Annotated in this window: 10 protein-coding genes and 1 pseudogene; all 11 read left to right on the top strand. The window is 56.5% G+C overall.

Going from position 1 to position 14,240, the window contains the following annotated elements; translation table 11 throughout:
• The first annotated feature begins 183 nt into the window (after positions 1 to 183).
• The 11 genes and pseudogenes from IPK65_03540 to IPK65_03590 all read left to right on the top strand — a co-directional run bounded on the left by IPK65_03540 (position 184) and on the right by IPK65_03590 (position 14,227).
• Positions 184 to 900, top strand: a complete 717-nt coding sequence (locus IPK65_03540; protein MBK8162240.1) for an ABC transporter ATP-binding protein — start codon at positions 184 to 186, stop codon at positions 898 to 900.
• Positions 897 to 2,378: a DUF3526 domain-containing protein gene (locus IPK65_03545; protein ID MBK8162241.1), complete on the top strand. Its 1,482-nt coding sequence runs from the start codon at positions 897 to 899 to the stop codon at positions 2,376 to 2,378. Before IPK65_03540 ends, IPK65_03545 begins: the two co-directional genes overlap by 4 nt.
• Positions 2,379 to 2,391: 13 nt before the next feature.
• Positions 2,392 to 3,843, top strand: a complete 1,452-nt coding sequence (locus IPK65_03550; protein MBK8162242.1) for a DUF3526 domain-containing protein — start codon at positions 2,392 to 2,394, stop codon at positions 3,841 to 3,843.
• Positions 3,844 to 3,927: 84 nt separating this feature from the next.
• The gene (locus IPK65_03555; GenBank protein MBK8162243.1) at positions 3,928 to 4,701 is read left to right on the top strand and encodes a DUF4198 domain-containing protein; all 774 of its coding nucleotides are present in this window, start codon (positions 3,928 to 3,930) and stop codon (positions 4,699 to 4,701) included.
• 41 nt (positions 4,702 to 4,742) lie between these two features.
• On the top strand, positions 4,743 to 5,033 hold the full coding sequence (locus IPK65_03560; GenBank protein ID MBK8162244.1) for a hypothetical protein: 291 nt from the start codon (positions 4,743 to 4,745) through the stop codon (positions 5,031 to 5,033).
• Between the two features lie 29 nt (positions 5,034 to 5,062).
• Complete coding sequence (locus tag IPK65_03565; GenBank protein MBK8162245.1) at positions 5,063 to 5,764, top strand: DUF4198 domain-containing protein; 702 nt, start codon at positions 5,063 to 5,065, stop codon at positions 5,762 to 5,764.
• Positions 5,765 to 5,876: 112 nt separating this feature from the next.
• Entirely contained in the window at positions 5,877 to 7,214 is a 1,338-nt protein-coding gene (locus tag IPK65_03570; protein MBK8162246.1) for a TolC family protein, read from the top strand.
• Positions 7,211 to 8,296, top strand: coding sequence for an efflux RND transporter periplasmic adaptor subunit (locus IPK65_03575; GenBank protein ID MBK8162247.1), 1,086 nt, complete (start codon positions 7,211 to 7,213; stop codon positions 8,294 to 8,296). Before IPK65_03570 ends, IPK65_03575 begins: the two co-directional genes overlap by 4 nt.
• A 16-nt stretch (positions 8,297 to 8,312) precedes the next feature.
• Positions 8,313 to 11,446: pseudogene (locus IPK65_03580) on the top strand (efflux RND transporter permease subunit).
• 684 nt (positions 11,447 to 12,130) lie between these two features.
• Positions 12,131 to 12,640, top strand: a complete 510-nt coding sequence (locus IPK65_03585) for a TonB-dependent receptor plug domain-containing protein (protein ID MBK8162248.1) — start codon at positions 12,131 to 12,133, stop codon at positions 12,638 to 12,640.
• A gap of 90 nt (positions 12,641 to 12,730) precedes the next feature.
• On the top strand, positions 12,731 to 14,227 hold the full coding sequence (locus IPK65_03590) for a TonB-dependent receptor (GenBank protein MBK8162249.1): 1,497 nt from the start codon (positions 12,731 to 12,733) through the stop codon (positions 14,225 to 14,227).
• The last annotated feature ends 13 nt before the right edge of the window (positions 14,228 to 14,240 follow it).

Consider the following 14,240-nt stretch of genomic DNA (forward strand, 5'->3'; position numbering starts at 1 on the left):
ATCAACTGCATCGCTCAGATAAGGCTTGAATAACAAACCGGTGACGTACCCTACTACGTCGATTAATCCATGCCTAGGCATTGCCTTCTCCATGAGGTAATGCCCTATCTCTAATAGATCGCCAAGTAATACTGCTGCCGGCCAGGACTCACCTGGCCGGCAGCAAATCACCAGGAGATCAAAATGCTAGAAGCGAAACTACTTACAAAAATCTACCAGGCTGTGCCAGCGCTGGATAAACTGGACCTGCAGGTTCCGGCAGGCGAGGTGTTTTGTCTGTTGGGACCCAATGGCGCCGGAAAAACTACCACTGTGAACCTGTTTTTGAATTTCATCACGCCCACTTCCGGCCAAGCCCTGGTGTGCGGTGTAGACGCCACCGTTGATCCGGTGGAGGCGCGCCGGATGCTCGCCTACATCCCGGAGACGGTGGTTCTATACGGAAATCTTTCGGGACTGGAGAATCTGGAGTACTTCACCACCTTATCCACCGGTCGCCGTCTCGACAACGGCGAACTGCTCGCTCTTTTACGTGAAGCAGGCTTGCAGAAAGAGGCCGCCACACGACGCGTGGCCGGTTATTCCAAGGGTATGAGACAAAAAGTCGGCATTGCCATCGCGTTGGCCAAGCATGCCAAGGCCCTGCTGCTGGACGAGCCGACCTCGGGCCTTGATCCCGCGGCCGCTAATGAATTCATGCGCCTGATCGAAACCTTGCGGAAACAAGGCATGGCGGTGCTCATGGTCACGCATGATCTCTTTCTTGCCAAGCAATGCGGCAATCGCATCGGCATCATGCAACGGGGACGTCTCGTAACAACGTTCCGCACCGACGACATCGATCATATTGGTCTTGAACGCACGTATCTCGACATATCTCACCAGATGGAGGTCGCATGAGCGCTGTACTCGAGGTTGCGGTTTCCACAGTGCATGGAAGGCGGCGCTGGCCCATCACGCTGGCCATAGCCGCAAAAGAATGGCTGGATCTCTATCGAGATGCGCGCTGGCGCTGGCTCGGCGCCCTGATGTTGCTGCTGATGATCTGCGCCCTAACCTTCGGTGCGGAACAGGTGCAGCGCTACGACCGCGACCGTACTGCCGCAACCGAATCCGACCGGAAGATCTGGACTTCACAGGGCGCGAAGGACCCGCACGCCGCCGCGCACTTTGGACAGTACGCATTCAAACCCCAGACACCTCTGGCCCTTGCCGATCCGGGAGTGGATGCCTACGTGGGCTCCGCCGTATGGCTGGAAGCCCACAAGCAAAACGAGGCGCAGTTCCGCCCGGCGCGTGACACCACGCTTGTGGCGCGGCTCGGTAACCTGTCGCTTGCCTTCGTGCTGCAGACCGTCATCCCGCTGGTGGCGATCCTGCTGGGCTATGCTGCCTTCGCAGGTGAGCGCGAGCAGGGCACGCTGCGTCAGCTACTTAGCCTAGGGGTACACCCTACAGATCTGTTACTGGGCAAAGGACTGGCGCTGGCCGGTGCCATAGCAGTGCTACTCACCCCCGTGCTGATCGCCACCCTGATCGCCTGCATCATGCTTACCGACACCGCGGAATCCACACTTTCTGACCAGCTCATCAGGCTATTTGGGCTGGCAGCGGGCTACACCGCCTATATCGCTGGCTTTGCGATGCTGGCACTGGCGGTCTCGGCATTTTCCCGTAATTCCCGCGCCGCGCTGGTGGGACTTCTGGCTTTCTGGCTGGCCAACTGTTTTCTGGTGCCGCGCCTGATGACCGATGCCGTGCGCACCGCGCTGCCACTGCCTACCGCTCTCGAGTTCCGTCAAACAATAGCGGAGGAAAAGAAGAAAACCTTCGGCCATGACGAGACGCATCCTGCATTCGTCGTTTTTCGCGATGATGTGCTGCGTCAATATGGCGTCGAGCGAATTGAAGACCTGCCGGTGAATTTCCGCGGCCTGGCTTTACGCAAGGACGACGAGAATGGCTACAGGATTTTCGATCAACAGTACGGCGCCCTGCAGGAGGCCTATGAGCGGCAGAACCGCTGGCGCGCCATGCCCGGACCTGTCTTTCCGTTGCTCGCTATCCAGCCCTGGTCCATGGGCATGGCCGGCACAGACGGCCGCGCGCAGTACTCGTTTACCACCGCAGCCGAGCAGCACCGCCGTGTGATCCAGACTTTCGCCAGCGACGACCTGATCCGCAACGGTCGCTACCGCGATCCCACCTATGTGGCTGACCCGGCGCTATGGCAACACATACCGAGCTTTGCCTATCGGGAGCCCCCCGTATCCTGGGTGCTGCCTGTTCAGATGGGCAATCTGCTGGCGCTCGCGGGCTGGTTGGCCATAACCACACTGCTGGCGGTGTACGCGGTACGCCGCATGCGTCCGATCTGAAAGGGATAGACACATGACTCGTTACACGATTTTTTCCGCCGCGGTGCGTTGTGAATGGCGTAACCTGCGCCGCGATCCCGCGCTGTGGCTGGTGCTTGCCATAATACTCTCCACGGTAGGTTACGCCCTCCACAACGGCAGGAGCGTTGTGCAACATCAGAACGCCGCCATAGCAGCAACAAAGGCTGAAGAACAGGAGCGGCTGGCGAATCTCCGGCTAAATCTGGCGGACATTGATGCGGGCAGGATTGCTCCGCCGGAGAGGCCTTTCCGTGACCCGCGACTCCCCATCTTCGTCGGAGGAGGCTCAGGGGCCACCGGCGCCTCGCTGCCGCCTCATCCGCTGGCCCTCATTGCCACTGGCCAAAGCGATCTGTATCCAGCCAGTATCAAGATCACCAGCGGCGGCAAAGACAGCTTCCTGTTCAGCGACGAGATTGCTAATCCCACGCAGTTGCTCACGGGCTCCTTTGATCTCGCTTTCGTGCTGGTCTTCATCTATCCGCTGTGGATGCTCGCACTGATTTATAATCTGATTTCCGCCGAGCGCGAGCAGGGTACGCTCGCGCTCACGGGATCCTGCCCGGTGAGTCTGCGCACCGTGTTTGCCGGCAAGCTTCTGGTGCGCGCCGGTGTACTGATCCTAGTCACGGTGGTGGCAGTGTATGCCGGTCTCGCCATGACGGGCGCCGGCTTTGCGGGCAATGGCAATGCGTACGCGGCGCTGGGTCTGGTGATAATTGTGTATGGTTTCTTCTGGGTGGCGCTGGCTACCGCGGTAAACACCCTGGGGCGTGACTCTGCCTATAATGCCATGACGCTGGTCATAGTCTGGATCATGCTGCTGCTGATCCTGCCCGCACTGATCAACGCATGGTCACAGTCGCGCTATCCTTCGCCTTCGCGCGCCGAGATGGTGCTGTCCGTGCGTGCCGCGTCAAACGATGCCAATCTCGAACAAGATGCCGCCCTCGCCCTTTATGAGCAGGAGCATGGCCACTCACACGAGCGCGGCAGCCTGCGTGAACGCACGCTGCGGCGCATTTCGGTCACGCAGGCCGCGGCGGCGCGCGCGGATTCGATACTGGCAGCCCATGACGCACAGATTGCGAAACAGCACGATTTTGCCCGGCGGTTCGCTTACGCCTCGCCGGCCCTGCTCATGTACGATGCTATGGCAGAAATCGCCGGGACCGGCCGCAGCCGCTATGCAGAGTTTTTCAGTCAGATTGACCAGTTTCATCAAGAGTGGCGCGAGTTCTTCGTCTCCCGAGCAAAAACTGAGCGAATGCTGACCGATGAGGATTACAGGCAGTTTCCGCATTTCCAGTTCGAAGAGCGCTTGAACGGCCAGACTTTCTCCCTTATTGGACCCACGCTGACAGGGATAGCGGTGCTGTTCCTGCTGTTTGCCGGAATTGCTTCACGCGGATTGCGCCGCTGCAGCGTGGTGGGACGAGGCTGATCGGCGACCTACTACATCTATCAATCAACTCATGAATCTGTTTCATCGGGTCTTGTTTATATCTAAACACAGGAGAAAACTCGCATGACCACCAGTACATTCAAGCACCTTCTGCAGGCCGGTTTCACCGCGGGCGCCTTATTCTACGCTACCGTGTCACATGCCCACTTCCCCTGGGTCATGGTCACCGATTACACCGCCGAGCAAGATAAGGCGGCGACGGCGTACCTGGGCTGGGGACACAGCTTCCCGGTCGCCGGCTTCATGGCCGAGGACCGCATCGGAACCCTTGAGCTGGTCAGTCCCGACGGCAGCCGCGGCGGCCTCGATAAGAAGGACGCCGGCTATGCGACGCCCGAACTGAAGACCGCCGGTGCCTATGTCTTGCTGGCCTCGCAGAAAGGCGGGTTCTACACGCGCACCAAGAGCGGCAACAAGCGCCAGTCCAAGGAAGGCCTCAGCGACATTATCAAGTGTTCGTTTTCATCCAACACCATGAAGGCGGTGTTCAATGTTGGCGCCGGCGACGGCGACGTCAGCAAGCGCTTCGACCACCCGCTGGAGATCATCCCGCTCGATAATCCGGGGAATCTCAGGGTGAACGACCACCTCAAGGTCCAGGTCCTGCTGCACGGGAAACCCTATGACGGCATGATCTACGCGACCTACGCCGGCTTCTCCAACGAGGAAAACACCTTCGCCTATGCGGTCGGTACCGACGATGACGGCACGGCCTCGATCCGGATCCTGTCCACCGGCACCTGGCTGATCAAGGCGAACGCAGAGCAGCCCTACCCCGACACCAAGGTCTGCGACGTGGAGTCCTATACCTCAACCTTCACCTTCGGCATCCAGTAATGGGTCCGCGCAGCCACGGGAAACTGGTCCTGGGGCTGATCATGAGCCTGGGCGGCGCCACTGCCGCCTGGGCGCATGAGCCCTACATGGACTGTTTCGACAACAAGGACAACACCGTCACCTGCGAGGCCGGCTATGAGGACGGCTCGCCCGCCGGAGACGAGGACAAGATCTTCGTCAAGGACGACCAGGGCAAGACGCTGATGTCCGGGAAATTCACCGACGGCCAATACACCTTCACGCGCCCGGCCGGACACTTTGTCGCCGTCTTCGTCGGTGGCGACATCGGTCATGTCCGACGGGTACCGGATTCAGGGCTCATCCAACGCTGACACCAGTATTCTTTCGGGAGACTTCAAACATGAAAGGCACATTCCTCGCGTCGCTGGCCGCGGCCGGCCTCCTCTGCACCCCGGCACTGGCGCACGATGTATGGCTGGTCCCGAAGGCCGGTGGCAAGGCGCATGAACTGGTGTTCGGACACCCCGGTGAGCTCGAGCCCTACGATCCGGCGCATGTCGAGGAGACCTACGTTATCGACACCTCCGGCAAACCCAAATTCACCAGCACCCGCGTGCAGGACAACAAGGTCGAGATCCAGACGGGGGCGGACACTGCGCTGGTCGCCCTCTATTACGACCACGGCTTCTGGACCGTCGGCCCGGACCGCAAATCCGCCGCGGCGCCGAAGTGGAAGATCCTGAATTATCGTACCTCGGCCCACATCCGGCTGTTCAACAAGAACCTGCTGGCCTGGACCCCGGCGCTCGCCGCCCCGGTCGGCCTCGACCTCGAGATCGTCCCGCTCGCCAATCCGCTCAAACTGAAACCCGGTGACAAGTACCCGATCCAGGTGTTCTACAAATCCAGGCCCCTGGCGCAAGCCGACGTCGAGGTGATGGGGGACATGGAGCTGTATACCACCGATGCCTCCGGCAAGGTCGAGATCCCGATCCAGCAGGCTGACTTCCAGTACGTCTTCGTCTCACACATTGAACCCATGAAGAGCAATCCCAATGTGGACGAGGCCGAGCTCTCGACCAACCTGATGTTCCGACCTTAGTTCCATTTTCCGGGGTTGGTGCGTTCTGCGCCACCTCCTTCAGGTTAACTCAGCGCTTCATACAGCCCTAATTCAAATTTATTTAGGTTAATAATTGAGTTCAATTAGTGATATGAAACTGCCATCGGTCCTTGTTTCTTTGTTGATCACATACGTATGCATCCATGCGGACACAATTTCTGCAGTAGGCTATCCTTCATCTACTGTCGACAAGTCTCAAGCGCAAACACTGGTGCATCTTACCGATCTTGCATTAAGGCGTAACACCAAAACTCGTATTGCCTGGGCTTCCATCCGATCCTCCGAGGCGGGACTAGAGTTGGCACGCGCAGGTTATTGGCCACAGATCGACGCATCCCTTAGTGCACAGCGCAACCGTGCCCTGAATTTTACCGGACAACCTGCTGATAACCAGACACGTTATAGCGCCAGCGTCAATTTGAGCTATCTTTTGTGGGATTTCGGTACGCGCGGCGGCACGCTGGAGCAGGCTAAATTCCAGCTGGCCTCCGTGCAACTTACGCATAATCAGATCATGCAGGATGTGATCTTGCAAGTGGAGCAGGCCTACTATCTAACGTTGGGGCTGGAGGCTGTGGTGTTGGCGGTTCGACAAAACTATATGGATGCCGAGACAAATCTGGAGGCCGCGCAGTATCGCAGAACCGTTGGTCTAAGCACGATAGGTGATGTCTATAAGGCAGAGGCGGCACTGGCCGGTGCCAGGCTTGCTATGCAACAGGTTGAAGGACAATTGGCAGCAACACGCGGCACGCTGGCAGTGTCGGTAGGGGAATCTCCCGATACACTAATATCATTGGTCGCCTGGGAGCCTGAGGCGGCGGCACTGCCGGAGCAAAGCGTGGCAAGCCTGCTTGATGAGGCGCTTGGCGCTCGCCCCGAACTGCTCGCAGCAAAAGCTCGCGAACAGGAAAGCGCAGCAAAGATACGTGCTATCCGTGGCAGTGCCTTGCCAACACTCAGTTTCGATGCCAGCGCTGGGCACACTCAAGTGCACAACATAGGCGACAGTTCCCAGTTCAGCGCGTTGTTCAGCTTAAAGATTCCACTGTTTTCTGGTTTCGGTGATCGTGCCGCCGTACATCTGGCCGAGGCGGAGCTGGAAAATGTCCGCGCAGTTAACGACGAGCTTCGGAGTCAGGTTGCCTTACAGGTGTGGCGGGCCTATCAGGATCTCCGCACAGCAGCAACAACTCTTGATAGCAGCGATTCACAATTGAAGAGCGCACAACAAGCGGCGGATGTATCGGGCGCGCGTTACAAGAGTGGTCTCGATACCATACTCGATGTATTGAGCGCACAGTCTACCCTGGCCAGTGCACGGGTCCAGAAAATCCAAGCGCGATTAAATTGGACTGCAGCCCGAGCTACCCTGGGTCATGCCGTGGGAGGACTCAAGATGCCAATATCTACGAAGGATCAGATGTGACTCGCAAGATACTGCCGCTATTCATCCTCGTTTTTATCACCGCTGGACTAGCCTGGATGGCGGAATGGCGAATTGGAGCCAGCGGCCAGGACATAAGCAATCGTCGTGATCAACCGCCTGTAGTAGAGACTGTTTTGGTTAGCATGCAACCCATGCCACTTACTCTGCAGTCGGTCGGGCAGGTACAACCGGAACTTAGCGTGCAGATTCGTCCCCAGGTTAGCGGTGTACTGCAGAAATTACATTTCGTAGAGGGACAGACAGTGATCAAGGAACAGCGTTTATTCAGTATCGATCGCGCTCAATATGATAATTCACTGGTGGCAGCGCGTGCCGAGTGGGAAAACGCCAAAGTGCAGGCCCAACGTCTGGCACCCTTGGCAGACAAGGAATATGTCACCGGGCAGGAATATGACAATGCGCTGGCGGCGCAAGATCAGGCCATGGGCAGGCTCAAACAGGCTGAAATCAATCTTGCCTACACCGAAATACGAGCGCCTATTACTGGCCTTACCGGCATCATCGGCGCCAAACCCGGTAACCTGGTGGCGCCCGGCGACAGCGTACCGCTGGTGGTCATCAATCAGATGCGTCCTATTCTCGTACAATTCACCATCCCGCAACAACGCATTCTAGAGCTGCGCCGCTATCAGGCGCAGCGTAGTATCCGCGTCTTCATCACCCACGAGGATGGCAGCGGTAACTTGGACGATGGGGAGCTGATATTCATCGACAATGTCGTTAATACCGGCACTGGGACTGTATTGCTCAAGGCGCGGGTGGAAAACGAGCATGAACAATTGTGGCCAGGGCAGTATGTAGGAGTACAGATACGTTTCACGATTCAACCAGAAGCCGTCGTGATCCCGCAGTCCGCGGTGCAAATTGGACAGAAGGGTAACTATGTTTATGTGGTCGAGCAAGACAGGGCCGAGATTCGCGACGTGCATGTGGATCGTCAAGTAGGTGACCTTGCGGTTATTGCATCCGGCCTCAAGTCTGGCGAAACGGTGATAAAAGGCGCGCCGCGCAATTTGACGCCGGGCAGCAAGGTAGTGATCTCGGGTCCGCCGAAAGAATAGAAGCCGAAGAGCGTCCATGTATATATCCACGCCCTTCATCCGCCGTCCGGTGATGACCGCTGCAGTCATGGCGGCCTTGATTATCTTCGGCATGACCTCCTATATCACCATGCCGGTGAGCGAGCTGCCCAATGTTGATTTTCCTACCATCAGTGTATCCGCCAATCTACCTGGCGCGGACCCCAAAACCATGGCGGCGGCGGTGGCCATGCCTCTGGAACGGCAGTTCAGTTCTATTCCTGGACTGAGCAGCATGAGCTCTGTAAGCACTGTGGGCAGTAGCAACATATCCCTGCAATTCGAGCTGGAGCGCGACATTGATGCCGCGACCCAGGATGTGCAAACCGCGATATCCCAGGCCATACGTCGCCTGCCAGGCGACATGCCTTCACCTCCCAGCCTGCGCAAACTCAATCCAGCGGATTTCGCTATCATATTTCTTGCCCTATCCGCTGAGCAGCTTCCGCTCACTGAACTCGACGAATATGCCCAGACCCGTGTCGCCCAGAGTATTTCGACCATCCCGGGGTTGCGCAGGTACTGGTGCTCGGCTCACGCAAATACGCCGTGCGACTCCACTTGAATCCCTACGCCCTGGCGGCGCGCGATATCTCACTTTTTGATGTGGAGACGGCGGTCCAAGGTAGCAATAGTAATCTACCGGTTGGCACACTCGGCGGTAGCACGCGCAGCTACACAGTACAGGCCGGAGGACAGTTGCAGGACGCCGCCGCCTATGATCGTATAGTGGTCGCCTATCGCAATGGCGCTCCTGTTTACCTTGCAGATGTGGGAAAAGCTACGGATGGCTTTGAACAAAATAAACAACTTTCGACATTCTTGGACAATACCGCGCCAGAGCAAGGATCACGCACAGCAATCTTGCTGGAAGTGAAACGTCAACCAGGCGCTAACGCCGTCAAGGTATCACAAGCAGTGCGGGAACGATTAGAGGATCTCACGCGCCAGGCGCCGGGTGACGCCACATTAAGGTTGCTCTATGATCGGTCAGATTTTATAAAAGGGTCCATTCATGAAGTGAAAGTCACCTTGATACTGGCCATTATCCTAGTGGTTGGAGTGATCTTCCTCTTTCTGCGCAATATGCGCGCCACTGTTATCAGCGCCATGGCCCTGCCGACGTCTCTGATCGGTACCTTCGCCGTGATGAAGCTGTTTGGTTTCGGACTCGATAATCTCTCCCTGATGGCTATCACCCTGGCAGTTGGATTCGTTGTTGACGATGCCATCGTCGTACTTGAGAATATCGCACGGTATAGCGAAAAGGGCCGCTCACCCATGGAGGCGGCCCTGACCGGAACGCGTGAGATTACTTTTACCGTGCTATCCATGACCCTATCGCTGGTTGCAGTCTTCATTCCTATCATGTTCATGAACGGTCTGATGGGGCGAATGTTCAACGAATTCGCGCTCACCGTCTCTATTGCCATACTAATATCCGGTGCCGTATCACTTACCCTCATACCCATGCTGAGCAGTCGTTATCTCGTGGTCAGCGATAATCATGGGCGTCTTTATTATTTCCTGGAGAGGGTGTTCAATCGGATGCGCGACGGCTATGGGCGTACGCTGGTCTGGTCGGTAGATAATTGGCGCACAATGCTAGCGGCGACAGCGCTAATCCTTGGATTGACATTTTACCTGTTTAATATAATACCCAAGGGTTTTATCCCTAGTGAGGATACCGGACAGATTATCGCTGACACCAAGGCGCCAGAAGGTGTCACTTTCGATCAGATGCTGTCATTACAAGCACAAATAGCGCGTATTGTGACGCAGAACCCCGGCGTTGCCGCTGTTATGTCGAGTGTTGGACTGAGTCGAGGTGGTGCAAACGCGAACAACACCGGACGAATGGTCATTCGACTGCAGCCGCGTGAGACCCGAAATTCCAGCGCGGATGATGTAATTCAGCAACTCCGGCTGGCAGTGACTGGCGTGCGAGGAATACAAGTATCATTCCAGAATCCACCCGTAATCCGTATTGGCGGTATCGCCGGCAGTGGTCAATATCAATATATATTACAAGGATTGAATCTGGATGGATTAAATCAGACCGCTGCCTCATTCGAACTCAAGCTCGCGAATGTGTCCGGGGTGCAAGATATAAGAAGCAGTCTTGATCTTAATAACCCCCAGATTAATGTGCGCATCCTGCGAGACACGGCTGCAGCTTTGGGCGCAAGTGTTGAAGGTATACAGGCCACCCTTTATAGGGCGTACGGTGGCGGACAGGTCAGCACTATTTATGGAGCTGGCGACGAATATCAGGTGATAATGGAACTGTCTCCAAGCTATCAAACCAATATCGATGCGCTCAACGCATTGTATGTACCAGCGAGCAGCGGAAAGTTGATACCTTTGCGTACGGTTACCGATATTTCGTCAGGCATTGGACCGCTTTCTGTGAATCATTACGGCCAGTTGCCGGCGGTCATTTTCTCCTTCAACCTGGCGCCGGACGCCTCACTGGGTGAAGTCACGGGCCAGATAGAAACGTTGGCCAATAACAATCTCCCGGCGGATATTACCGGAATATTTACCGGGAATGCACAGACCTTTCAGGATTCCCTGGTAGGTATGCCGCTCCTGCTGCTGATTACTGTACTTGTGATTTACATGGTTTTGTCCATGCTCTACGAGCATTTCATACACCCAATTACCATACTCACCGCGTTGCCGCTGGCCATGGTAGGCGCGCTGCTGACCCTGATTCTATTTGGGCAGGAACTCAATATCTTCAGCTTTGTCGGCCTGATTCTTCTGGTGGGCCTGGTAAAAAAGAACGGCATCATAATGGTAGACTTTGCCCTGCACAACCGCCGTGAACATAAAACTTCCGCTCGGGACGCCATTATCGAGGCGTGCCTGGTGCGTTTCCGCCCCATCATGATGACTACGCTCGCTGCCATTCTCGGCACGTTGCCCATTGCGCTCGGCACAGGAATGGGCGCCGAGGCGCGTCGGCCACTGGGCATTGCAGTTGTGGGCGGACTTGTGTTTTCGCAACTGCTCACCCTCTACATCACTCCAGCATTTTACGTTGCGATGGAACACCTGAGTGAACGCTTGCAGAGATGCAATGACACCAGTCAGGCGACAATCGTAAAATCGCCGGGAGTAAAATGATTATGTGTGTATATCGATGGCAATTGCACACTCTGCTGCGTGTATAAAGATACATAGCAAAACCATTAGGTAATAAGGGCGAAACGTTACCTAAATAGAGTTTCATGAACTGCTTGAATACATTCTCAACTCAGTAATTATACCAGGACTCGATTACCCTCAGGCACATTGGAAAATGATACTTCGATTGACCTCTCCCCCGCAGCGTATCCAAATCAAGTGAGAACGTTTTCATAGCATCAAGCGGCCTGCGCCTCGAAAAGTACAGGCTGCAGGTATCCGATCCAGGTGTTCTACAAATCCAGGCCCCTGGCGCAAGCCGACGTCGAGGTGATGGGCGACATGGAGCTGTATACCACCGACGCCTCCGGCAGGGTCGAGGTCCCCGATCCAACAGGCCGACTTCCAGTACGTCTTCGTCTCCCACATCGAACCCATGAAGAGCAATCCCAATGTGGACGAAGTCGAGATCTCGACCAACCTGATGTTCCGCCCCTGATCTCCTCCGGCGCGTAAAGGCGCACGCCACCCTGGGCTTCCGCCCACCCTGGTTTACCACTGCGCCCACCTGATTAGACTAATTATAAGGTAGTAATGTAAGAAGTATTATCTTATATTACTACCGTCCTTATTCTGTCCAAGCGGTTACTTAACAGGGAAATTAGATTAGAGGAGAACGACTAAATGAAAAAAAAGACAAATTACCTGATCCCCTCCCTCGTCGGAACTCTATTTATTAGCGCCAATCCAGGCTGGGTAAACGCCGCCGAACCGGTCAGCCTGGAATCCATCACGGTCAAGGGCGAAGGCATGCGGAATTCCGATCGCTCCTTTTCTGTCAATGTGATCTCGCAGGATACGATCCAGTCGGAGCACTGGGAAAACCCGCTCACCATCGTCGAGGAGGCAGCGGGTTTCAATGCCGTGGCGTATCAGCACGGCGGCGTGGCGGACGTCTTCACCATCCGAGGCTTCACGGGCGGTGGTCATGGCAGCGACGCCGGCCTGTCACTCGACGGCATCAGCCTGAACGAAGGCGAATCGCATGCCGACGGCTACGGAGACACCAGCATCATTATCCCGCTCGAAATCGAGGCCGTCACCGTCTACAAGGGTCCGGTCTCGCCGCTGTACGGAAATTTTGCCCGCGGCGGCGTGCTGGCCTTCACCACCCGCAAGGGCGGCGAATACTAGAACTTTGACCTGTCCACCGGTTCCTACGGCACCTTCGATACACAGGCGGCATTCGGCACCCAGGTCGGTCCGCTACAGATCAACGGCGCGATGCAGGGCTATCAGAACGAGGGCTGGCGCGATCACTCCTCTTACACCAAGATGAACGCAGCCTTTCGCGGCGCCTACGAGATCAGCGACGCGACCGACATTGCCTACTCGCTGCGCGGACACGGTGGCAGATGGCAAGGCCCCAACTATATTCTGAACGACCAGTTCGAGGACGATGATACTCGGCGCCAGGAAAATCCATTCACCAAGCTTCAGGACGACACAGGCGAGAAACAGCTGAATGCGCAGCGTCTGGACCTAAATCATGTTATTAATGATAATTTGAAACTGCTCGCCTACGTCTATAACACCGACAGCTTCTTTGTCCGCTTCCAGACCCGCCTGAATGTTACCAATGCAGCGACGGCGGATCCTACGGATCCCAATCTCGACCTCAACGCGGTAGCTCCGCAGACTGAATACAACTATGACCGCGACGCGAGCGCTATAGGCGCCAGCCTGAACGGCAACCACCCGTTGTTTGACCTGCCGAGTAGCTGGGTTCTAGGTTTTGAATACTACGACGAAGACATCAAAAACTCCACCTGGCGCACTGTAACGCATGTCCGCCAGACCCTGCTTCAGCGCGATGACTTCAATATCACTACAGCCTCGCTCTATGGCCAGATGGATCTGGATATTAATCCGCGATTCCGGCCGACGCTCGGCTTCCGTTATGACAACTTCGGCGGCAGTCAGGACAATCACCTGACTGACACGAGCACGGACATGAATGATTACAACCACCTCAGTCCTAAACTGGGACTGCGTTCCGCCCTGACCGACAACTGGGAACTTCGCGCGAGTGCTGCTAACGGATACGCCCTGCCAGACGGCACAGCCAAATATGACCCCGACATCGATGTCGACACTGTCGAATTCTGGCAGTACGAGGTCGGGATCAACGGCGCGCCGACGCCGCAATGGTACGTCGACCTGGCGGCCTTCATCCTCAACACCACCGACGACATCGTGACCGATCCGAACAACACGACCAACTTCATCAACGCGGGAGAAACCCAGCGCGACGGCATCGAGGGCGAGATCCGCTTCTATCCGGAGTCGTACGATCACGTAGAGGCATTCACCGCCTTCGGTTTCTATGGCAGCGAGATCGAGAAGAACCCCAACGCCGCGCTGGTTGGCAAAGAACTCTCCAGCCTGCCCAAGCACGTGGCGAATATCGGCGTGCGGTATTCTCCGCCGACGGGCTGGGGCGGCAGCATCCAGCTGCGTACGGTCGGCGAATGGTTCACGAACGCCGCGAACACGATCACCTATGACGGATATGACGTGGTCAACGCGACGGTTACCTACACCATGCGTCACAACGACGAGGGTTCCGCGCGCTGGTACCTCGACATCAACAATCTGACCGACGAGGTGTATTCGGAAAACGTGACCGGCGGACCGCATCCGACGCAGGGGAACGTGCCGACCAGCTACTCGCCCCGTCCGCCGACCAACGTCATGGTCGGCATCGCGCTGACCATGTAGGCAAAGCCCCGCC

It is taken from the genome of Gammaproteobacteria bacterium (genome assembly GCA_016712635.1).
In the GTDB taxonomy this organism is placed as follows: Bacteria; Pseudomonadota; Gammaproteobacteria; order SZUA-140; family SZUA-140; genus JADJWH01.

Bases quoted from the DNA above. Each gene is read 5' to 3' on its own strand.
- IPK65_03585 (MBK8162248.1), top strand. From the start codon at position 12,131: ATGAAAAAAAAGACAAATTACCTGATCCCCTCCCTCGTCGGAACTCTA.
- IPK65_03590 (MBK8162249.1), top strand. From the start codon at position 12,731: ATGCAGGGCTATCAGAACGAGGGCTGGCGCGATCACTCCTCTTACACC.
- IPK65_03550 (MBK8162242.1), top strand. From the start codon at position 2,392: ATGACTCGTTACACGATTTTTTCCGCCGCGGTGCGTTGTGAATGGCGT.
- IPK65_03565 (MBK8162245.1), top strand. From the start codon at position 5,063: ATGAAAGGCACATTCCTCGCGTCGCTGGCCGCGGCCGGCCTCCTCTGC.
- IPK65_03570 (MBK8162246.1), top strand. From the start codon at position 5,877: ATGAAACTGCCATCGGTCCTTGTTTCTTTGTTGATCACATACGTATGC.
- IPK65_03540 (MBK8162240.1), top strand. From the start codon at position 184: ATGCTAGAAGCGAAACTACTTACAAAAATCTACCAGGCTGTGCCAGCG.
- IPK65_03555 (MBK8162243.1), top strand. From the start codon at position 3,928: ATGACCACCAGTACATTCAAGCACCTTCTGCAGGCCGGTTTCACCGCG.
- IPK65_03560 (MBK8162244.1), top strand. From the start codon at position 4,743: ATGAGCCTGGGCGGCGCCACTGCCGCCTGGGCGCATGAGCCCTACATG.
- IPK65_03545 (MBK8162241.1), top strand. From the start codon at position 897: ATGAGCGCTGTACTCGAGGTTGCGGTTTCCACAGTGCATGGAAGGCGG.